At 67.4% G+C, this 22,295-nt stretch carries 16 protein-coding genes; 12 read left to right on the forward strand and 4 right to left on the reverse strand.

The window, feature by feature from the left end:
* Positions 1 to 51: 51 nt before the first annotated feature.
* The 3 genes from ACLJEU_RS21300 to ACLJEU_RS21310 form a co-directional block, all read right to left on the reverse strand.
* Positions 52 to 420, reverse strand: a complete 369-nt coding sequence (locus tag ACLJEU_RS21300) for a hypothetical protein (protein WP_414663765.1) — start codon at positions 418 to 420, stop codon at positions 52 to 54.
* A 248-nt stretch (positions 421 to 668) separates the two neighbouring features.
* The gene (gene fabF / locus ACLJEU_RS21305) at positions 669 to 1,991 is read right to left on the reverse strand and encodes a beta-ketoacyl-ACP synthase II (protein ID WP_414663766.1); all 1,323 of its coding nucleotides are present in this window, start codon (positions 1,989 to 1,991) and stop codon (positions 669 to 671) included.
* Positions 1,992 to 2,014: 23 nt separating this feature from the next.
* Positions 2,015 to 2,659, reverse strand: a complete 645-nt coding sequence (locus ACLJEU_RS21310; RefSeq protein ID WP_414663767.1) for a TetR/AcrR family transcriptional regulator — start codon at positions 2,657 to 2,659, stop codon at positions 2,015 to 2,017.
* Between the two features lie 137 nt (positions 2,660 to 2,796).
* On the opposite strand from ACLJEU_RS21310, the gene ACLJEU_RS21315 reads away from it, so the two are divergent.
* From ACLJEU_RS21315 to ACLJEU_RS21360, 10 genes are all read left to right on the forward strand, one after another.
* Positions 2,797 to 3,531, forward strand: a complete 735-nt coding sequence (locus tag ACLJEU_RS21315) for an HIT family protein (protein WP_414663768.1) — start codon at positions 2,797 to 2,799, stop codon at positions 3,529 to 3,531.
* Positions 3,532 to 3,592: 61 nt separating this feature from the next.
* Positions 3,593 to 4,579 (forward strand): PhoH family protein, encoded by a 987-nt coding sequence (locus ACLJEU_RS21320; protein ID WP_414663769.1) that lies wholly within the window; start codon positions 3,593 to 3,595, stop codon positions 4,577 to 4,579.
* Positions 4,580 to 4,666: 87 nt separating this feature from the next.
* Positions 4,667 to 7,087, forward strand: a complete 2,421-nt coding sequence (locus ACLJEU_RS21325; protein WP_414663770.1) for an HD family phosphohydrolase — start codon at positions 4,667 to 4,669, stop codon at positions 7,085 to 7,087.
* On the forward strand, positions 7,084 to 7,611 hold the full coding sequence (ybeY, locus tag ACLJEU_RS21330; protein WP_414663771.1) for an rRNA maturation RNase YbeY: 528 nt from the start codon (positions 7,084 to 7,086) through the stop codon (positions 7,609 to 7,611). Before ACLJEU_RS21325 ends, ybeY begins: the two co-directional genes overlap by 4 nt.
* A 148-nt stretch (positions 7,612 to 7,759) precedes the next feature.
* Positions 7,760 to 8,587 carry an immunoglobulin domain-containing family protein gene (locus tag ACLJEU_RS21335; protein WP_414663772.1) on the forward strand — a complete coding sequence of 276 codons (828 nt, stop codon included), beginning with the start codon at positions 7,760 to 7,762 and terminating at the stop codon, positions 8,585 to 8,587.
* A 261-nt stretch (positions 8,588 to 8,848) separates the two neighbouring features.
* Positions 8,849 to 9,520, forward strand: coding sequence for a DUF502 domain-containing protein (locus ACLJEU_RS21340; protein ID WP_414663773.1), 672 nt, complete (start codon positions 8,849 to 8,851; stop codon positions 9,518 to 9,520).
* Between the two features lie 28 nt (positions 9,521 to 9,548).
* Complete coding sequence (locus ACLJEU_RS21345) at positions 9,549 to 10,166, forward strand: hypothetical protein (protein WP_414663774.1); 618 nt, start codon at positions 9,549 to 9,551, stop codon at positions 10,164 to 10,166.
* 54 nt (positions 10,167 to 10,220) lie between these two features.
* Positions 10,221 to 12,899, forward strand: a complete 2,679-nt coding sequence (locus ACLJEU_RS21350) for a helicase C-terminal domain-containing protein (RefSeq protein WP_414663775.1) — start codon at positions 10,221 to 10,223, stop codon at positions 12,897 to 12,899.
* Between the two features lie 134 nt (positions 12,900 to 13,033).
* On the forward strand, positions 13,034 to 15,589 hold the full coding sequence (locus tag ACLJEU_RS21355) for a CAP domain-containing protein (RefSeq protein WP_414663776.1): 2,556 nt from the start codon (positions 13,034 to 13,036) through the stop codon (positions 15,587 to 15,589).
* 381 nt (positions 15,590 to 15,970) lie between these two features.
* Entirely contained in the window at positions 15,971 to 18,796 is a 2,826-nt protein-coding gene (locus tag ACLJEU_RS21360; RefSeq protein WP_414663777.1) for a hypothetical protein, read from the forward strand.
* A 43-nt stretch (positions 18,797 to 18,839) separates the two neighbouring features.
* Here the strand turns inward: ACLJEU_RS21360 and ACLJEU_RS21365 are convergent, their stop codons facing one another.
* The gene (locus ACLJEU_RS21365) at positions 18,840 to 19,619 is read right to left on the reverse strand and encodes a FecR domain-containing protein (protein WP_414663778.1); all 780 of its coding nucleotides are present in this window, start codon (positions 19,617 to 19,619) and stop codon (positions 18,840 to 18,842) included.
* Positions 19,620 to 19,648: 29 nt separating this feature from the next.
* Between ACLJEU_RS21365 and ACLJEU_RS21370 the strand changes: the two genes are divergently transcribed.
* Both ACLJEU_RS21370 and ACLJEU_RS21375 read left to right on the forward strand, forming a co-directional pair.
* On the forward strand, positions 19,649 to 21,034 hold the full coding sequence (locus tag ACLJEU_RS21370) for a GDSL-type esterase/lipase family protein (protein WP_414663779.1): 1,386 nt from the start codon (positions 19,649 to 19,651) through the stop codon (positions 21,032 to 21,034).
* A gap of 18 nt (positions 21,035 to 21,052) precedes the next feature.
* Positions 21,053 to 21,985, forward strand: a complete 933-nt coding sequence (locus tag ACLJEU_RS21375; RefSeq protein WP_414663780.1) for a glycoside hydrolase family 43 protein — start codon at positions 21,053 to 21,055, stop codon at positions 21,983 to 21,985.
* Positions 21,986 to 22,295 lie beyond the last annotated feature (310 nt).

Genomic DNA, 22,295 nt, shown 5'->3' on the forward strand with positions numbered 1-22,295 from the left:
GCGCCGGCGAGGGCAATTCGGCCACTCGCTGGCGCTCGTAGCCACGACCGGTCAGCGCCGGGGCGCGCCGTGGGCCAGCTGCGTTTTCACCAACTGGCGCAAGGGTGCTTCGAGGTCGCGACTCCGCTCGTCGAAACGCGCCGCGATCGCCCGCCACGGCACGACGCTGTCGGGCTCGAGCACGGGCGTGAGATTCCGCAACGGCGCATCTTCACGGGAGTCGACCCGGCTGTGGGCAAACCCCGTTTCCGGCCGCCACGTCAGCGCGTGCTCGCCGGCGCCCAAATCGTAACAGAGCTGGAAACCGACGATCGCGTGGGAGCGATCGTACCACACCACGAAATCAAGTCCGTCGGACTCGAACCAACGCCGGTGGCCTTCGCCCTGCTCCTGATGGACGGCTTTGATTTCGCGCAGCACGAGATGGGAGTGGGAGAAACGCGTTCCGCTTAAGGGCAGGCGCAGGAAACCAGGCAGCGAGGAAACCGGGCATTCAGCTGGAACCCTGCGGGCATCCTCCCGCGAATCACGCGAACCGACGCGAATTTCAGCGGCTGGAACAAAATTTTCTCCGCTGCACCCGACTTTACCGTGGGGTGAGCGCTCATGGCTCTTTCTGCCGATTCGTTTTCATTCGCATGATTCGCGGGCCACTGAATCGGTTCGGCTCAGAGCGCGGCGACGACAATGGAGGCGTTCGTGCCGCCGAAGCCGAAGGAGTTGGCGAGCGCGGCGCGCACCGGGCGGCGGACGGCGGTGTTCGGCGTGACGTTCAAGCCGAGATCGCCGCACGCGGGATCGATGTTCTCCAAATTGATCGTCGGCGGAACGATGCCGTGGTGAATGGCGAGCACGGCGGCAAACGCGCCCATCGCGCCGGCCGCGCCGAGCAGATGGCCGGTCATCGACTTCACGCCGCTGACATTCAGGTTCGCCTTGTTGTCCGCGAAGACACTCGCGATCGCGGCGGCTTCCTCGCCGTCACCGCCCGGGGTCGACGTGGCATGAGCCGAGACATAGTCGATGTCGGTCGACGCGAGTCCCGCGCGGGCCAGCGCGGCGCGCATGGACCGGGCCGAGCCCTCGGCGCCGGGGGCGAGCGAGGACAAGTGATAGGCGTCCGCCGTCGCGCCGTAGCCGCGCAGCTCGGCGTAGATGCGGGCACCGCGACGGCGCGCGTGCTCCAGTTCCTCGAGCACGAAGACGACCGAGCCTTCCGACAGCACGAAGCCGTCGCGATCGCGGTCGTAGGGTCGCGACGCCTTTTCCGGCGCGTCGTTCCGCGTCGAGAGCGCCCGCATCTGGGCAAAGGCACCGATCGCCAGCGGTGTGATCGTCGACTCCGCGCCACCCGCGATCATGACGTCCGCGTCGTTGCGGATAATCGCCGCCGCGGCCTCGCCCAAGGCGTGGCCGCTGGTGGCACAGGCCGAGGCGACGCTCATGTTGGCCCCGCGAAAATCGAGCAGCAGGCTCACCTGCCCGGCGAGCAGGTTGGGCGCGATCTGGATGATGAAGAATGGCGAAATTTTGCGGAATCCGCCCGCCTTCCACGTGTCGTGCATCGCCTCCATCTCCGGCAGGCCGCCGAGGCCGACGCCGAGATTCACGCCCATGCGATCCGGCGGCAGCGTGGCGCGATGCGCATCGAGCCCCGAGTCCGCATATGCCTCGACTGCGGCACCGACGCCCAAGTGCGTGAACCGGCCGAATTTCTTCACGTCCTTTTGCGACAGCAGCTGATTCATCGGATCGCTCGACGGCCCGCGCGGCCGCAGTGGTGCTGGTAGCGCCCGTGACGGATCGAAGCCCTTCACTTCGCCCGCGATGTGGGCGGTGCAGCCGGTCGGATCGAACCGGGTGATCCGGCCGATGCCGCTGCGACCTTCGACCAGCGAGGCCCAGGTTTCAGCGGCGGTGTTGCCGCAGGGCGTGACCGCCCCGAGGCCCGTGATCACGACCCGGCGTGCAGGAGTGGATGGGTTTTGCATGGGAAAAGAGAAAGGGCCGCCGCTCAAAATGCGCGCATGAAATCGTTGGCCGGTGCCGTGGCCTTGGCGGACTCGGCCGACGCGTCCCGGCAGAACTGTTCGCGCAACTGGCGGCGCATCGACTGCAGCATCGCATCGCTGGCCGCCGGATCGTCGACTGCACGCGCAAACAACAGCGCCCCGACCAGCGAACTCATCAGCTGCGTGACCCGCTCGCGGTTGCGCGCTGGATCCGGGCTCAGCCGCAGCGCCGCGCCGAGACGTTCAAGGTGCCGGGAAAATCCCGCCGCGTAACCCCGCCGGGCCGCGCCCTGCAACCGCGCCATGTCGGCGCCAACCGCAACGACCAGGCAGCCCGACCCCCGGTTGTCGCGATGCCGCGCGCCCAGATAGCTGTCAATGAGGAGCCGGGTTCGCGCCGCGGGCGTCGGTGCCGCCGCGATCCGTTCCAGATTCGGCACCGCCGCGTCGAACGCCGCCGTGCACGCCTCCGCGATCAGCTCCGTCTTGTCCTGAAAATGCGCATAGAACCCACCGTGCGTCAGTCCGGCCCGCCGCATCACTTCGTCCACCCCGGTCTCCGCCACCCCGCGCTCCCGAAACGCCTGGCTCGCCGCGTCGAGGATTCGACGCCGCGTGGCTTCCTTGTGCGCAGGCGGATAACGCATGATGTCAGCCATTAGATGACGAACGTCATGTTAAACAAGGCGGAAGTCGGGTTTTTCGAGCAGGGATTGCGAATTGCGGACTGCGGATTGCAGACGGGGAGCGCACGAGAACCAGGGCTCTGTCGTCGATGCGGGGTATGATTGCTCGCGGATCAATTGGCAGACATTGGATCATCCTGATCGCCGGCCGCACGCCGCCCGATCACTTCCCCCCACCCACGGCTGCTCGCTGCCACCCCGCGCGCCTTCCTCGCCGCAGCCCCGATACCGGGGCTTTGACTTTCCGGGGATCGAGGCTTTTGCTGCGCGCCTTTTCCACGGCTCGACCGCGTCCCTTCACGCATCACATGCAGCAGCTTCACGCCTATTGGCGCATGGAATACATCGAGGCGCCGCGCTATCCGGCGACGATGCAGCGGCCGTTCACCGAGCTCCCCGCGCTGGGGGACGATCGCGCGGCGCTGATTGTGCACCGCTCGGCGCTGAGTTACCTGATCCTCAATCGCTTTCCGTACAATCCGGGGCATCTGCTGGCAGTGCCGTTTCGCGATGTGAATGATCTGAGCCAGCTGACCGCGGCGGAAAGCGCGGATCTGTTTGCCGAAGTGATCCTGGGGCAGACGCTGCTCACCGCCGCACTGAAGCCGGACGGTTTCAATATCGGGTTCAACCTCGGTTCGGCTGTCGCCGGCGGCAGCATCGCGCATCTGCACGGACACATCGTGCCCCGCTGGAACGGCGACAATAACTTCATGCCGGTGCTCGGCCAGACCCGCATTCTGCCCCAGGCGCTCGATGCGACTTGGGAGAAACTCGCGGCCGCCTCCGCCGCCTTGCAATCCGCGGCCACTGCCGTCGTTCCGCGCGCCTGACGTTCCCGTCGCGTTCCCTCCTCCGCCTCCCGCCCTTCCGCGAGTCTCCTCTCTTCCGTCCGTGCCGTCGAAAACCCTTCGCTTTCCCAGTCCGCGCCACGCCAGTTCCCTGTACGCGTCGCGCGAAGAGAATCTCGTCCACGCCGAACGCGCGCTGGGCGTCCAGTTCGTCACCCGCGACGACTGGCTGAAAATCGACGGTCCCGCCGAGCAGGTCGCCAACGCCGAGCAGTTGTTCAACTTCCTGGACCGCGCGAGGTCACAGGGCATGACGATTCGCACGCCGGACTTCCATCGGATTGCCGATGCCTTCGGCCGCGGTGAGGGCGTGCAGCTCCAGACGCTGATCGACGCGCCGCTCGTGATCGCCACCAACCGGAAAACGATCGTGCCGAAAACGCTCGGCCAAAAGCTCTACCTTCAGTCGATGCTCGCCCACCCGGTGGTGTTCGGCATCGGCCCGGCCGGCACGGGCAAGACCTACCTCGCGATGGCCGCCGCGGTGAACGCCCTGCTGAAAAATCAGGTTGAACGTGTCATCCTGACCCGCCCCGCCGTTGAAGCCGGCGAGGCACTGGGCTTCCTGCCCGGTGACCTGCGGGAGAAAATCCTCCCGTATCTGCGCCCGCTGTATGATGCGTTGCACGACATGCTCGATGCCGAGGACGTCGCCCGCCTGACCGAAAAGGGCGTGATTGAAATCGCGCCGCTCGCCTACATGCGCGGCCGAACCCTTTCCCGGGCCTTCATCATTTTGGATGAGGCGCAGAATACCACGCCCGAGCAGATGATGATGTTTCTCACCCGCCTCGGTGAGGATTCGCGCATGGTGGTCACCGGAGACATCACGCAGATCGACCTGCCGCGCTCCAAACAGAGCGGCCTGCTTGAGGTGCGGCACATCCTGACCGACATCCCGGGCATCGATTTTCATACGTTCAGCGGCGCCGATATCGTTCGTCACCCTCTGGTTGCAAAGATCATCACGGCCTACGAAAACTACCGCAATCCCATGACCGAGGGGAACGGCGCGGAGGAGAAACGATGAGTGGAAATCCGCTGCAAGATCCGCGTCGCAACCCGGCGGAATCTCCTTTTGTTTAGGCCGTCGGGCTTTCCTTTTCGGTCAACTTCGATGTCCGTCCGCAACCAGCTCAAACTCCTCGTCGGCGGCCTGAATCAGGCTCGTCGCGGCAGTCGGCCGCCCGGCGCCATCGCGCCTTCGGCCACGAGTGAGTTTCTCGAGCGCAGCCCGCTGGTGGCCGCGCTGATCTTTCTGGTGACCGTCGCCGCGATCGTGCTGATCAGTTCGGCCGGCGTCACCACCCTGAACGCACCGGTGCTGGTCAATCAGGTCGCAACGAGCCGTATCACCGCGCTCCTGCCGTTCAGCTACGAGAGCGTCGAGAAAACCCGCACCGCGCGCGAACAGTTCCTCGACCGCGTGCCGCCGGTGTACCGGCTCGATGTCGACGCCCTGCGCACCTTCGAGGCCGCCGCGCGCACGCTCCTCAGTCAACTGGCGGCATTTGAAGCGAGCGGCGGCACCTCCCCGAATTCCGTCCTCGCCCGGCGGGCGGAACTTTCCCGGATCGCCGACACCTTCAACTCGCACGGCGCCTCCTACCAAGCCACCGCCGAGGATCTTGCGGCCGTGCTCGCCGCCGGTGACGCCAAGCTGCGCGCCGAGGTGTTCGAAAACGGCCTTGCGACGCTGCGCGACATTTACGCGCAGGGCGTCACGGATTCTTCCATGGGCGCCGCCAGCCCCGGCAGCGCGGTCGTGTTTCAAATCGCCCGGCCCAACGGCGATGTTTCCCAGCGGCCGGTGCAAACCATGGAGGATGCCCTCACGATCCTGCGGGTCAGCCTCGCGACCAACACCGTGCCGCGGCCATCCGTCCAGGCTGTGTTTCGGCTGTTCCGTTTCGGCCTGACCCCGAACGTCATTTTCGATCGCGCCGCCACGGCCGCGCGCAACGACTCCGCCGCCAAGGCCATCAAGCCCGTCACCGTAAACGTCTCCCGCGGCCAGACCATCATCGACGCGGGCACCCGCGTCTCCCCGGAACAGCACGAGATGCTCGTCGCGCACCGGCAGTATGTGCGCGATCACTCCGACAGCGACGCCCACGAGAGCCTGACCCTGTTCGGCCGGGTGCTGCTCGTGCTTGCGATGGTCCTGGCGTCGCTGATCTACATCCGTATCGAGGATCCGGAAACGCTCCGCAGCAACGTCCGGTGCGGCCTGCTCGCCCTCGTGGTCATCGTGAATCTTGCCTTGGTGCGCGCGAACTACTCGCTCGGCGGCGCAGAATTCTTTGTCCGCGACGGCTCGTGGGCGTCGACGCTTCCCTATGTCGCGCCGACGGCCTTCGCGCCGTTGATCGTGGCCATCCTGATCGATGCCGGGTCCGGCATTTTCATGGCGCTGCTGATTTCGATCTTCACCGGCGTCATCTACGGCAACCGTCTCGATCTGCTGGTGCTCACGTTTCTTTCGTCGCTGGTCGCGATCTATTTCGGCCGTGACGCCCGCCGCCGCGGTCGCCTCGTCCGCGCGGCCGGTGCGGGCGGACTGACGATCGCCGCGTTTGCCGCCCTGATCGGCATCGCGAACCAGACACCGCTCGACACGCTGTTCCGCCAGATGATCGCCGGCCTCGGCACGGGCATTCTGACGGGCATCGCTGTGGTGGGACTGCTGCCGGTCCTCGAGTCGCTGTTCAAGCGCACGACCGATATCACGCTGCTCGAGCTCACCGACTACAATCACCCGCTCCTCCGGCGCATGCAGCTCGACGCCCCCGGCACGTATCACCACTCGCTGGTCGTCGCCCAGCTTTCGGAAAACGCCGCCAACGCCATCGGTGCCAACCCGCTCGTCGCGCGCGTGTGTGCGTTGTTCCACGACGTCGGCAAGACGCTCAACCCGCAGTATTTTGGCGAGAACCAGCGCGACCGCACCGACCCGCACGCGGAACTTTCGCCGGCGGAGTCCGCGCGGATTATCAAACAGCACGTGCCCGATGGCGTGGACCTTGCCCTTCGACATCATCTGCCGCGCACCGTGGTGGACGTGATCAAGCAGCATCACGGTACCACGCTGGTCCGGTATTTCTACCAGCGCGCCGTCGAGGCCTCGCGTCAGCCCTTCCTCATGGCCGTTCGCACGCAGAACGGTCCCTTGCAGCTGGCTGGTCCGCCCGCCGTGCAAACCAGCACGGCCGCGCCCGAGGAACATGCCTTCCGCTACGACGGCCCCAGGCCGCAGTGCAAGGAAAGCGCCATCATCTCGCTGGCCGACGGCATCGAAGCGACCACGCGCTCGCTGCGTCAGGTTCGCGCGGAGGATCTGCAGGAGATCATCAACCGGATCGTGGCGGATCGCATCGCCGATGGTCAGCTCGACGAGGCTCCCGTCACGCTCGAGGAGATCACGAAGATCAAGAACAGCTTTCAGTTCACGCTACTCAACATGCTGCACTCGCGCGTCGCCTACCCGCCCGCCGAGACCACCGCGGGCGAAAAGCCCGCGATCACCGCCAACGCGTGAGCCGGAGTCCGCTGCCCGCCACCGCGACCGCCCGCCGCCCCGCCCGGGTGGTCGAGATCGCGAACCGCCACCCGCGGCTGCGTTTCAAACGCGCCGCCGTCGCCCGCATCATCGCGCTGCTCGACTCCCATCCGACAGAGATCGGACTGAAGCCCGCCGCCATCCCGGCCGGCGAACTCTCGCTCGTGTTCCTGACCGACCCCGATCTGGCCCGGCTGCACGATGATTTTCTCGAGGATCCAACCACGACCGACGTCATCACGTTTGAGGGCGATCCGCAGCACGGCGTCGCCGGCGAAATTTGCGTCTCGGCCGACACCGCCGCGGCCTACGCCCAGGAACACGGCCGCGACTTCAGCACCGAACTTACGCTCTACGTCGTCCATGGCTGGCTGCACCTCACCGGCCACGACGATCTGGTGCCGGCAAAAAAACGCGCGATGCGTCGCGCCGAGGGCCGCGCGATGCGAGTCCTGCAGACGGCTGGAGCCGTCCCGGAGTTTTCCCTGCGTCGCGCTCCGTGACGCTCCCCCCGCGCCGAACGCGCTCCCGGCCAAACCCGCCAGTACAGTTTAAAAAAAATCTGTACTGCTCCTGTGGCCGTCCCGGGACGTTTCGCCGGCACCCGCCCGCAGCGCGCGAGTCGGAAGCGTTCACACCCATTTCACCTGCATGAAACTCCTCTCCCGTACGTGGCCCGCCCTTCTCGCCGTCACTGCATCCCTTGCCCTGGCGCAGTCACCGATCCAGCCCGCAGTGGGCGTGATGGCCACCACGGCCAACTCCCAGCGCGGCGAAACGTCGGTCACGCTCGATGTCGGCTTCGGCATTCGAGCGGTCCCAGCCTCCCGCGTCACCGTGCCTTCCGGCGAAGCGCTGCGTGTGACCGCCCCGAAGCTCGGCGATGGCATTTCCTATCTCTGGACGAAAAACGGCCGCGCGTTGCCGGGCGCCAGCAGCAATGTCCTGACGATTCCGCACGTCGTGGCCGATGACGCCGGAACGTACGCCTGCCTGTTCTCGACGCCCACGACGCTGCCGCAGCCCTCCCAGACGCTCGTGCTCGGGGTCGGGCCGACCGATCGCCTGATCAACCTTTCGACGCGCGGCACCGTCGCGGGCGGCGGCGGAGCGAGTCTCGTGTCGGGTCTGGTGATCGGTGCCAGCGGCACCGGCAAGAAGCTCATCATTCGCGCGGTCGGGCCGTCGCTCAGTCTGTTCGGAGTGACCAATCCGTTGCGCACGCCGGTGCTGCGGATCTTCGATGCCAGCGGCCGGCCGTACGAAAACGGCTACGCCTATCCTGCCGTCGTCGGCGGCCCAACCTACGAATCCGACTTGGCGGAATCGCTCGCGCGCACCGGCGCGTTTCCCCTGCCGGCGGGCACGCGTGACGTCGTCACGATGCTGCCTTTCGTGGCGGGCAGCTACACCGTTCAGGTCACGAGTGGCGACACTACGGGCGGTGAGGTGCTGCTGGAGATCTACGAGGTGCCGTGAGGGGGTGTTTGGCTGATGTTTGGCTTGGACCGCGACCGCCCTCGGTCGCTTCCGGGCAGAAGCGACCGGGGGCGGTCGCGGTCCCAGGGAATCCCAGTTAGCCCCAGGCAAGTGCCCCGCAAAAATCTTTTGCGTCCGGCTCGACGTGCGCGACTCTAGGTCTGAATGCATCCCACGCTCTTCCGTTTCCATCACCGGGCACTGGCCTCGAGCCGCCGGTTTTTTCCGGTGCCGTCGGATGTCGGCTGAGCCACGCCCGCCATGCCCGCTGAATCTCCGCCTCCCGCGTCGCACCTGATCACGTTTCGCAACGCCTTCCTTTCCGGCGCGCTGATGCTCGCGCCGCTGATCGTCACGATCTGGGCGTTCGTCACGATCATCGATGTCGTCGGCGGCACGTTCCGTCCGCTTTACGAACACACGATCCCGGAATCGCTGAAGAGCATTCCGTTTCTGTGGAATCTCGTCGCCACCGTCGTGGTGCTCCTGCTCGTCACGCTGCTGGGTTACCTCTCGAGCTACGTCTTCGGGAAATATTTCCTCAGCATCGTCGAGCGCGCGATTCAACGCATCCCCGGCATCGGCGGCGTGTACAATTCCGTCCGCCAGATCGTCGCCACCTTCGGCACGCAAAACCGCCAGCTCTTCAACAAGGTCGTCATGGTGGAATTTCCGCGCCGCGGCGTCTGGACGCTCGGCTTCCTCACCAACAAACAGCAGGGCGAACCGCAGGCCCACGCCGGCACCGAGATCTGGACGGTCTTCGTGCCGACCACGCCGAATCCAACGAGCGGTTTTCTGCTGCTCGTGCCGCGCGACGAAATCAAGGAATTGGACATGTCGGTCGGCGACGGGATGAAGATGATCATTTCCGGCGGCGCGGTCGTGCCGCCCTGGCCGGTGCCAGCACCGGTGCCACACGTCACGTCGTGACGATCCGCCGTCGCAAGGTGTCACTCCCGTGCCCGCCCAGTCGCAGCAGACGGATGCGTTCATCCTGCTGAAACGTCCGCCCGCCGATTCGTTTCAGACTTATTCGGCGTTTTCCGCCGAGCACGGCCCGCTGCTCATCCTGCAGCGCATCGCAAAGAAACCGACCAGCGCCAGCGTCGCGCTCGACCTCTTCGACGAAGTGACGCTGCTGCTGGAAACCTCGAACCAGGGCCGCACCTGGTTCGTGAAGGAAGCCCGGCTGATCGAGCGTCATGCCGCCATCGGTCGCAGCTACGACGCCCTGCGCCTGGCGTCGGCGCTCTCCTCGCTCGTCGCGCGCAACACCGTCGACGAGCGCAGCCGCGAGGCCGTGGCCGCACTCCTGCGCACGGCCTTCACGGCCTTCGGGGCCGACCCGCGCCCGGACATCGTTTATTTCAAGAGCCTGTATCGGTTTGCCCGGGACGAAGGCTACCCGCTCAAACAGCAGTGGTTTCCCACCCTGCCGGCCGCCGATCGCGCGGAAGTGGCAGTGCTGCTCAACCGGCCGCTGAGCGAGCAAACCGCCACGCCCGCACTCGTCCTTCGCCTGCAGCGCCGGCTCGAGGATTATCTGCGCGGCCACACGGAGGTGCTGCTTGATTAACGCCGCGCGACTACGCCCGTCAACCGGCGCGCCGCCGCGCGTGGGGGCCACCGCGTGACGTTCGATCTCGACCAACGGATCGCGGCGCTGAGCGTCGGCGAGTTCGCCGGGTTTTCGCTCGGTCCGCGCGAGTCCGGGGGCGGCGGCGCAGCCGGCCTCTGGCGCGCGCAACTGGGGACGCACTGGCACAACGAACTCCGCGCGCGCGCCGTCGACGAACACGCCGCCGCCGCGGAATTCGAGATTCCCATCACCGGCCGCATCGTCCACCGCGGCTGGACGCTCACGCTCACCGGTCGCATCGATCAGCGGATCCGCACCGGCGGCAAAACCTCGCTGCGCGAGATCAAAACCGTCACGCGTCCCCTGCCCGCCGACGAAGCCGAGCTCCGCGCCGACTATCCGGAATATTTCATCCAGCTCGCCAGCTACGGCGCCCTCGCCCGCCTCGGCGCGCTGGCAACGGAGGCGACACTCGACGCGCCCGCCGCCCCCGCCCCCGCGATTCTGCGGACCGAATTGGTTTTCGTCGAAGTCGCCAGCGGCCTCGCGCAGACGATCGAGCTGACGCCCGGGGACGACGGCCTTTTTCGCGCGCAGCTCGAGCGGATCAGCGAATTCCTCTCGCTCCGGCTGCGCGCGCGCGAGCGATTGCGCGGGCTGCGGTTTCAACCCGCGTTTGCCACGCCGCGTCAGGGACAGGAAACGACCCAGGCCGAACTCACCGCGCGCTTCGAACGCCAGCCGCTCGTGCTGTTCGAGGCACCCACCGGTTTCGGCAAGACCGGCGTCCTGCTCGAGTTCGCGCTCGGCCAGCTCCGTTCCGGCCACTTCGACCGCGCGCTCTACCTCACCAGCAAATCCACCGGCCAGCTGCAGGTGGTGCGCACCCTTGGCCTCATGACGGCGGCACCGGCCAGCGCCGTGGGAAAAGTCGAAAGCTCGAAATTGAAAGGCGAACGATCCGAAACCGGCATCCGTCCGGTTCTTTCAACGTTCAACGTTCAACCTTCAACTTCAGGGACAGCGCCCGCCGTCGCCGCGTGGCACGTGCGCAACAAGAGCGAGCACTGCGTCAACACCACGTTCCACTGTGTGCGCGACAGCTGCCGGTATCTGGCCGACGCCTCGACCCGCTGGGCGCAGAGCGGGCTGGCGCGTTTCTACCTCGACGACCAGCACGCGCGCGATCTCGACACCCTGCGCGCCGCCGGCCGCAACGCGCTGATCTGCCCGTACGAGATCACGCGCACCGCGCTGGCGTTCAACGATGTTTGGATTGGCGATTACAACTACGTGTTCGCACCAAGGAATCGCGGCCTCTTCTTCGAGCAGCCGGGCTTCCTCGCCGCGCGCACGCTGCTGATCCTCGACGAGGCGCACAACCTGCCGTCGCGCGTGGCCGACGCCTACTCGCATGCCTTCACCGCGCTCGACGCCTACGCCGTGCGCGACGAACTGCACCGGCTGCGTCCGCTGGAGTCGCTCGTCACCGCGTGGGACCACTGGTGTCACTTTCTGCACCATCTCCGTTCCACGGATACGCTGACGCCCGCCGACGAGGACGACGCCCGCCACCTGCTCGGCGAAGTTGCGGCGCGGGTGCGTTCGGTGCCACTCGATCTGGCTGCGCTTGGTCCGCGCGCGGCGGACGCGCTGTGGTCGGTGCCGGCGCTGATCGACGATCTCGCGGCCTCGACGCTTACGCGGCTCTGGTGGTGCCCGCGTGACAGCGAGCTGGCGCTCACCTGCCTCGACGCCGCGCCCGCCATCGGCGCGACCTTGCGCGAGTTCGGCGGCGTCGTGCTCGCGAGCGCCACGCTGACGCCGGTCGATGGTTTCACCGCGGCGTGCGGCCTCGACGCCCCGCCCGAGGTCGCCCCGCCGGCGCAACCGCCCGCGCCCGACCGGCTCGGGGCGCTCACGAAACGGGACACGCGCAAGCTCTACCAGCAGCTCACCCGCGGCTCGGAGTTATTGCGCGTGGAGGAGGCGCGTTCCGCCGCCAGTCCGGCCCTGTTGCAAGCGCACACGCCGTGGCGGGACGGCAGCTACGACGTCGCGTTCGACACCCGCGTCGACACGACCTTCCAACACCGTTCGCATCACTACACGACGACCGCGGCCACGATCGCGACGCTGCGCGCCGCCGCGATCCGCGCGCTCAACGCCCAGCCCTCGGCACTCAACGCCGCCGCCACCGCGTGCGTCGCGGTGTTCTTTCCCAGTTACGCGTATGCCGAGGCCATCAGCCGCGAACTCGCGACGGTTGCGCCCGCGCTGCGCGTCGCCCTGCAACCGAAGCTGCGCGATCTCGCGGCGCAGTCGGTCTGGGTGGACGAATCGCTGCGGCAGGCCGACGCCGTGTTCCTCGTGCTCGGATCAAGTTTCGCGGAAAGCATCGATGCGCTCGGCGGGCGCGTGACGCACGCGATGGTCGTCGGTCCCGCGCTCCCCGAGGTCAACGCCGTGCAGCGTGCGCGCCTCGCGGAAGCGGCGCGCGCCGGACTCACCCGCGAGGCTGCGTTTCGCCGCGTGTATCAGATTCCGGGCATGACCAAGGTGAACCAGGCCCTCGGCCGCCTTGTGCGCGCACCCGGCCAGCGCGCGCGCGTCGTGTTGCACTGCCGGCGGTTCCTCGATCCCCATTACCGCGAACTCCTCGCGAGCGAATACCGTCAGGGCTCGACCGTAAGTGACGATGCGATGTTCGCCGCGTGGCTGGGCGACTGAGCTTCGGGCTGGCCGTTTCTCCCCGCGGGTGCCGGTGGAGGCGGGCGGCGCAGCGTGGAATGACTTTCCAGCTTCACAATTAACTGACGATTTGCACGTTGGCCCGACGCGCCCCGTGTCGTACTTCTCCTAGTATGCGCCGCTGTCTCATCCGACTCAGTCTGCTCCTGTGCGGAGTCGGCCTTGCGCAGGCGCAACCCGCGGCGCTGTCGGTAAATCCGGAATCACGCGAGGAGGTGAGGCAGTTTTACCGCACGGTGTATTTCGCCTCGGAGCAGGCGGCGATGGACTGGTCCGGCAATTACACCCCGGGCACCGCCGGCAGCACGTCCGCGGCGTACCAGGAGGCCACCCGGCTGCGGATCAATTTCTTCCGCGCCCTGGCCGGCGTGCCCGCCGACATCACGTTCAACGCCAGCTTCAGCGCCAAGGCCCAGCAGGCGGCGTTGTTGATGAGCGTAAACGACGCACTCAGCCATTCGCCGCCGGTGACGTGGAATCTCTACAACGCGGTCGCCGCGGAAGCCGCCTACAATTCCAATCTCGCGCTCGGCCAGGCCGGTCCCGCCGCCATCGACGGCTACATCGCCGACCATGGCGACAACAACGCCGTCGTCGGTCACCGGCGCTGGCTGCTCTACCCGCAGACACTGCAGATGGGCAGCGGTGACGTCCCCGGACTCGCGGGCAGCACGTCGCTCCGGCCGGCGAACGCCGTGTGGGTCATCGACACGACACCCGGCGGCCAGTACGGCGCGCCGCGGCCCGCGACCCGCGCGACGGCCGTGACGTATCCGCCCGCCGGATTCGTGCCCTACCGGCTGGTGTGGCCGCGCTGGTCGTTTAGTTATCCCGGCGCCGACTTCGCCGCGGCGACAGTGGCCATGACCCGCGATGGCCAGCCCATCAACGCCACGCTCGAACCGGTCGGCACCAATCTCGGCGAACCGACGCTCGTGTGGATCTACGACAACCGCGATCCCAGCGTCACCACCCCGCACGTGCTGCCGGCGGCCGACACAGTGTACAACGTCACGATCAACAACGTTCGCATCGGCGGCACCGCGCGCAATTTCACCTACCGCGTCACCGTATTCGACCCCGAGAAACCCGGCGCGGATTTCGTCCCGGTCACAATCCGCGGCGCCTCGGCTCCCGCGCTGGCCGCCGCCAACACCTACACGCTGACCAAGCCGTCGTTCGCCAACGGCTTTGACTGGCGCACGCTGCAACTCTCGCCCGCGAACGTCACGTTCACCGCGGAAAACGGACTCGAGGGCCTCGTGCCCGCGACGACCGCGGGCTACGAGGTCGTACAAGCCACCACGGCCGCGAACGGCCGGCGGGCCTACCGGCTCGCCCACCTCGATCCGCGCTCGGATCAGGTGCTGCTGCTGCCCGACACCTATCTCGCGGGCAACGACGCCGCGATCACGTTTCGCAGCCGGCTCGCCATCGCCACGGCCACCGAGACGGCGCGCGTGCAGGTGTCGACCGACGACGGCCTCTCGTGGAACGACGTCTTTGCGCAGGCGGGCACGTCACCGACCAACACCGGTTTTCCGACGTCCACGGAATCCGGATACATCGCCCGCCGGATCCCGCTCGGCGACTATGCCGGCCGCACCATTGGCGTGCGGCTCGTCTACTCGGTGGGCTTCGGCAGCGCGTTCATTCCCGAGTCCGGCAACCTGGTCGGCTGGTTCATCGACGATCTCGCGGTCACGGGGGTGCAGAACGTGGCTGCCGCCGCCGCCACCCGCGTACCCGGAGGCAGCACCTTCATGTTCGCCCCCGCGACGACGAGTGCCGTGGCGCTGCAGGCGCGCGGCGTGATGTTCGGCGCCTACCCGATGGAATGGGGCCCGGTCGCGACGCTCGACTCCATCCAGAGCGACCCCGCGCCGAGCCACAGCTACCTCTCCAATCTTTCCGTCCGCACGGGTGCCGGCACCGGCCCGCAAACCCTCATCGTCGGATTTTCCGTCAGCGGCGGCAACAAGCCGCTGCTCGTCCGGGGCATCGGGCCCGCGCTGACGTCCTTCGGCGTGGCGGGCGCGCTCAGCGATCCGAAACTCGAGCTCTATCGCGAGACCGCGCAGATTTCCGCCAACGACAACTGGCTCGCCGCGGACTCGCCCACCTTCACGGGCGTCGGGGCGTTCGGCCTGGCCAACGGCAGCAAGGACGCGGCGATGGTCGTCTCGGTCGGGCCGAGCAGTTACACCGCGCAGGTCAGCGGCGCGAACGGCGGCACGGGCATCGCGCTGGTCGAACTCTACGACACGGCCGGCGACACGTCGCCGGCCAGGCTCGTCAACGTCTCTGCCCGCTCGCAGGTCGGCACCGGCAGCAACATCCTGATCGCCGGTTTCAGCGTCGCGGGCACCGGCCCGAAGAAGCTGCTCATCCGCGCGGTCGGTCCGTCGCTCGAGGCCTTCGGCGTCAGCGGCACGCTCGCCGACCCCAAGCTCGAACTCTACGGCAGCGCCGGCAAACTGGTGGAAAACGACAACTGGGATCCGTCCGTCGCCGGCACGTTTGCCCAGATCGGGGCCTTCGCGCTCACGAGCGGCAGTCGCGACGCCGTGCTGCTCGTCACGCTGCCTCCCGGCAACTACACCGCACAGGTCAGCGGCGTCGGCGGCACCACCGGCGTGGCGCTCGTCGAGTTGTACGAAATTCCGTAAGGTCGACGACTCAGGCGGAATCAATCAGTTGCCCGCGAATCACGCCAATAGACGCGAATGAAAACAAAGAGAGAGAATCCCTCACCCGACAGTGAACGTGACTGAAGAAGGGTGGACTTCACTTTCACCTCTGAAATTCGCGTCCGTTCGGGTGATTCGCGGTAGGCCTTGTGCATGAGGTCGACTCAGGCGCGCCCGGGCGGTTGCCCGTCCGCCGGACTCGCCCTGCGCGGCGCGCGACGGATCCGACGGCACCGGGAGGAATGTCGGTCGCTGGCGGTACTTCAGCACGGCGCCGCCTCGCTCCGTATCAGGTTGGGCTCGCGCCCGAACGGCGATCCCGTAACAAAGGCTCCGGACATGCGTCACCTCTCCGGCCCCATGCACACATCCGTCGTCCGCCCCGTCCAGCCCGGGGCGTTGTCTTCGTTTAGGTCGCGCTTCATTCCCGCCACGTTGCTCACGCTCGTGTTCGCCAGCGCCGGCTGGGCACAGGGCGCGCGTCCGAACCCCGGCGATGTCACCATCACTCCGCTCCCCGGAGGCGGTGGCATCGGTGGCGGCATTATTGGGGGCGGGGGCGGTGGGATCACGTTGCCCATTTTTCCGGGCAATCCCGGCGGCGGCGGAACAATTAATCTCAACGAGCCGCGCATCGTGACCGCCGCCGGACTTCTCGTCGGGCAACGCAGCGAGGCCACCCTCGTCATTCCCACGCTCGCGACCGCGCCGACCACCGGCACGGGGACCACCAGCCCCACGACCTATCAGTGGACCGTCGGGGGCGGCCGAATCACGGGTGATCCGGCGCGCCAGACGATCACGTTCACCGCCGATACGGCCGGCACGGTATCGCTCAACGTCGTCTTCACCACGAACGGCACGAGTGTCAGCACCTCGACGGACGTCACCGTGCTTTCGCCCGCGCTCGCCGGGACCATCACCGTGCCCGCCACGACCGGCACGGCCACGCCGACCATTGCCGCCAGCGTCCCGGCCGCCCAGAGCGGCGACCGGACGTTCCGTTGGTCTCTCGCCGGCACGGGCGCCGCGATCGCGACCGGTCAGGGCACCAACGCCATCACGCTGCGGCCGGGCGCGCCCGGGTTGCTTGAAGTGATGTGCGACGTCACCCTGCAGCGGGTCGCCACCGTCACATTGCGTTCATTCGTCCTCGTCACCGGCGCCGGTGCGCCCGTCGCCCTCACCGTCAACAACGGCGCGGGTGGCGGCACCTACCCCGCCGGAACGCGCGTGGATCTTTTCGCCCAGCCGCCACCGGCCGGACAGGTGTTCGACCAATGGACCGGTGACGTCGCCGTGCTCGGCACCGGCCCGCTCCTGCCGCTGCTGCCGCACGTCGTCGCCACCATTCCGACGACGCCCGCGACCCTGACGGCCACGTACAAACCGGCCGCCCCGTGGACGCCCACCACCGTCACCGCCTTCAATCCGATCGCCACGACGAGTCCGACCGGCACCACGCTGCTGTATCACATTCCCGGTGACGCCCGCGGCCTGGTGTTTCTCCTGCACGACAACGGTGGTTCCGCCGCCGGCTGGTTCAGCGCGCCGGAGTCGTTCGCGCTCGCCCGCGATCTCGTGGCGGCGGGTTACGGCGTCGCCGCGCTGAGCAGCGTCAACCGCACGGCCGGCACCTGGAGCACGCAAGCCACGCTCGCCGCCAGTCCCGACGCCGCGACGCTCGCGGCCGCGCTGGATCGATTCGCGCGCGACGGCCTGTTCGCCGCGGGCAAACCGATTTTCCTGCTCGGCCACGCCGCCGGCGCGGATGCCGCCGCGCGGTACGCGCAGCAACTTGCCGCCGCCCCGTCGTCGCGCGCCGTCCGCGGCGTCGTGCTCTTCTGCGCCACCGGCGGCGGCGCCCTCGCCGTCACGTCCCCCGTGCCGACCTTCTTCGCGCTCGCCGCGCACGACGATCTGCTCGGTGACGCCGGCCTGACGGAGGCACGCGACAATTCCCAACTGCTCGCCGGTCGCGGCATCACGACCAACGTCGTCACGAATGCCGCTTCGCCCGTCCCCGCCAGCCGGCTCCGGATGCTCGGCCTGACCGCGGCAAACTTCACCGCCGCCGACGCTCAGGCGATCTGGTCCGCGCTCAAGGCGGCGGCGTTCCTCGACGCGAACAACTATCCGCGCTCGGTGCCGGCGGTCGACGCCGTGCGGGCCGTGCTGCCGGTGTCCTACCAGGCGCGCGCCGCCGACGTGGCCGCGCAACTCGCCGTGGCTTACGCCAGCCAGGAGTTCTACAGCGACGCCAACGTCCGTGTGATCAATTTCCTCAACGGCCGCGCCGGGAACGCGCCCTCGCCCGCGCCCGGCCGCCTCGTGAATCTCTCCACCCGCTCCACGATCTCCTACCTCGGTGATGCACTCACGCTGGGCTTCACGATTTCCGGGACGCAGCGCGCAACGCTGCTCATCCGCGGCGTCGGTCCGGCGCTGGCGCGCTTCGGCGTACCGGGCGCGTTGTCCGCACCGCGGCTCGAAGTGACGCAGGATTCACGCCTCCTCGCCGCGAATGAAGGCTGGTCGCAGGGCAGTGGTGCCGCGCCGATCGCGGCCGCCGCCACGGCGGTCGGGGCGTTTCCGCTCGCCCCCGGCGACGCCGACTGCGCGCTGCTCGTCACGCTCGATCCCGGATCGTACACCGCCGCAATCAAGGGCATCAACGGCGCCACGGGCGACGTCCTCGCCGAAGTCTACGACGTGAGCCGCAACGCCACGCGCCTCACCAATCTCTCCGCCATCGCTCGCATCAGCAACGCCGGCGGCGTACTCGTGCCAGGCATCGTCGTTGCCGGGGCGAATCCGCGCACGCTCGTCGTGCGCGCCGTGGGGCCCGGTCTGGCGGAGGTCGGCGTCGCCGCCGACACCGTGCTCGCCGATCCGCGGCTCCAGGTGTTCAACGGCAACGGCCAGAACATCGCGACGAACAACAACTGGTCGCAGGGCGGAACGACCGCCAGTGCCGCGACGCTCGCGGCCGCGTTTCCCGCTGTCGGGGCGTTTGCGTTGCGGACCAACAGCGCCGACGCCGCGCTGGTCGACGCACTCGCGCCCGGCGCCTACACGCTTCAGGCCGGAGCCACGCCCGTCTTCACCGCACCCGGGGCCACTGCGCCGCTGACGTCCCCGAATGCCACCGGCATCGTGATGGTTGAGGTGTACGAAGTGCCGTAGGCCGCAGCCCGGGCGAGCAGCGCAGACATGCTCAGCCCCCGTTTCACTTCGCCGGCGGATTCTCCTTCGGCATCGCGCCGATCTTCACCACGCCGGTCGCCTTCTCGACTTCGAGGGCAAAGGCGAGTTTCTGGCCGAGCGGCACCCGGGCGTACGACGCGCCGATGATTTCGAATTCGGCCGCGCCCTTCTGCAGCTCGAGCGTGCAGACGCCGAGCCCGAGATCCGACATGTTCAGCCGCGCGTGAATCGTACCGTCGCTGACGCGCGCCGTGCCCGCAGGCGTTGCAAGCGTGAGCGAGGAACCGCGTGCCACCTTCAACGGCTTCACCTCAACCTGCACGTCGCCCCGCACCAATCGCAGGCGCGTCCGCGAGAGACTGGGCTCCTCCTTCATTTCCGCCACTTTCGCGGAGCCGGAAAAAGGCGCCTGGCCGAACTCCTCCACTTCGACCTCCGACTCGGATCCGATCTGCAGCGTCGTGCCGTTTGAGAGCGTCACCGTCGCCAGCGATCGCCGGCCGGTGGTGATCGTCGACCCCACTCGCACGCGTTCGTCAGGCTTCACCGGCTTGCGGACTTCATCCGCGGACGCAAACACCTCGCCGGTAACCTGCGTGATCACCACCGCGCCCGGTCGCGGCAACGAGATTTCCGGAACCTGTGCATGCAGCGCGAGCGCCGCGATTCCCGCCGCCACTCCGGCTCCCGTCCAACGCCACGTTTTCACCCCTGTCGGCGTAAGCGCCCCCGCCACCCGGGCAAGCTTCTTTGCGCTCAGGCACCGTCGCGTCTGACGGTCCGTCATCAGCGATGGCTGCATGCCGGCATCGGGACCGCTTCGCTGGCCTCATGCCCCTGCCCCGTCTGCACCTCGACGCTGCTTCTGTTTGTACCTGCGCCACGCCGTTGATTCTGCTGGCTCTCGTCGTCGCGGGCACGACCGCAGGCGCAGCCGACGCCGCACTTGCCTTCGACTTCACTCCGGGTGCCGCGGCGCCGGGCCACGTGCAGGTCACGCCCGGCACGCTTTACAGCCGCGAGCGTGGTCACGGTTTCGAACCCGGCGCCACGGTCACGGCCATGTCGCGATCGGGCTCCGACGCCTTGCACGACGGGTTTGTCACCAGTCCCACGCCGTTTCACTTCACGGTGCGCCTGCCCCGTGAAGGCAACTACCGCGTCACCGTCACGCTCGGCGACGCCGCCGGCGCATCGACCACGACGATCAAGGCGGAGTTGCGGCGGCTGATGGTTGAAACGGTGAAAATCCCGCAGGGCGACCACACGCGGGTGAGCTTCATCGTCAACACCCGCACGCCGCGCATCCAGCAAACGGGTACCATCGCCGCCGGCGAAGTGCGGTTGAAGGCGCCGCGGGAATCAACGCAGGAGGCGTGGGCGTGGGACGATGCCCTCACACTGGAGTTTGCCGACGCGCAGCCGGCACTCTGCGCCGTGGTGATCGAGCCCGTGCAGGTCCCGACCGTTTTCCTGCTGGGTGACTCCACCGTGTGCGATCAAATGCGGGAGCCGTACGCCAGCTGGGGCCAGATGATCACGCGCTGGTTCAAGCCCGTGGTTGCGGTCGCGAATCACGGCGAGTCCGGAGAAACGTATCGCGATTCGATCGGCCGCCGCCGCCTCGACAAAATCCTGAGCGTGATGCAGCCGGGCGACTGGCTGATCATGCAGTTCGGCCACAACGATCAGAAGCAGATCGCGGCGAAATCCGGCGCTCCGTTCACCACCTACAAGGAGGAACTCAAGCGCCACGTCGATGGCGCGCGCGCCCGTGGCGGGATTCCCGTGATCGTCTCCCCGATGGAGCGTCGCGGGTTCGATGACGCCGGCCAGGTGCGCCCGTCGTTGATCGAGTACGCCGACGCCGCGCGCCAGGCCGCGCAGGAACTGCAGGTCGCGTTCATCGATCTCAACGCCATGAGCAAGGTCCTGTACGCCGCGCTCGGACCGGAAAAATCGACCGTCGCGTTTGCCACCCCCGGGGGCAAAGTCGACAACACGCACCACAACAACTACGGCAGCTACCAACTCGCGAAATGCATCGTGCAGGCGATCCGCGAACAACGCCTGCCGCTTGGCCTCTGGATCGTCGACGACTTCACACCCTTCAATCCCGCCCAGCCCGACGATCCCGCGACGTTCACCGTGCCCGCGAGCGGCGAGTTCACCAACCAGCGCCCGTTGGGCGACGAGCCGAACGCCACCACCCGCTAACCCTTCTCCCGTTTTCCCATGCGCGTTCGCTGCCTTGCCCTGATTCTCCTCCTCGTCGCCCCGCTCCACGCCGACTATCTCTTCACGTATTTCACCAAGAACGGCGAGGACGGCCTGCATCTCGCAACCAGCACCGACGGCTACCGCTGGGAACGGCTGAACGAAGGCCGGAGTTATCTCACACCGACGGTCGGCAAATCAAAACTCATGCGCGACCCGTGCGTCGTGCGCGGACCGGACGGCGTGTTTCACCTCGTGTGGACCTCGGGCTGGAACGAAAACAACATCGGCCACGCGTCCACGCGCGATTTCATCACGTGGAGCGCGCAGCAGGAAATTCCGGTGATGGCGCACGAACCCACCGTGCGGAATTCCTGGGCGCCGGAAATCGGGCACGACGCGCGACGCGGCGAGTTTCTCATCTTCTGGGCCTCGACCATTCCGGGACGCTTTGCGCAGACGGCGGGGACGTCCGAGGACGCCTACAATCACCGGATGTATTACACCACGACGAAGGACTTCACGACGTTCGCGCCGACCCAGTTGTTTTACGATCCGGGCTTCAGCGTGATCGACGCGACTTTTCTCCACACCAACGGCCGGCACTACCTCATCATCAAGGACGAGACGGTCAAACCGCCGAAGAAGTATTTGCAGATCGCCGAAAGCGACGACCTCCGCGGGCCGTTCCGCGCCCTCTCGGCTCCCTTCACTCCGGCCGGCCTCTGGGTCGAGGGTCCGACCGCGGTCCGAATCGGAGAGGATCACGTCGTCTACTACGACGCGTACCAGACGAAGCACTACGGCGCGCTGCGTTCACGCGATCTCAAGACGTGGGAGGACGTGACGCCCAAACTGGTGTTGCCGGACGAAGGCACGCCCGTGCGGATGCGTCACGGCACGATCATCGAAGTGTCGCGGGAAATCGTCGCCGGCCTGCGTCGCGGCTGAGCCTCGCGAGCGGTGAGGTCGGCTATCGCGGGTTTCCGCGGGTCGTCTGATCGGACTTCGCGGATGAACCACCCGTGTGGCTACGAGCGCCAGCGAGTGGCCGAGCGTGACCGAGCCACCACTCGCTGGCGCTCGTAGCCACGAACCACTCTAGCCGCGCGAAAGCTGAGGGAGAGGGTATCCGCTGGAAACTTTGTCGGAGAAAGTGCGTCCTGCGCCCTATGCCCGACGCCCCTTTTCTCTCGCGAAATCGCCCAAAGGAACGTCGCGTGGCGGGCGTCAGGGTAGCCGGGGTTCGATCCGGTTGCCG

Source organism: Terrisphaera buseokensis (assembly GCF_047521145.2).
Taxonomy (GTDB): Bacteria; Verrucomicrobiota; Verrucomicrobiia; order Opitutales; family Opitutaceae; genus ER46.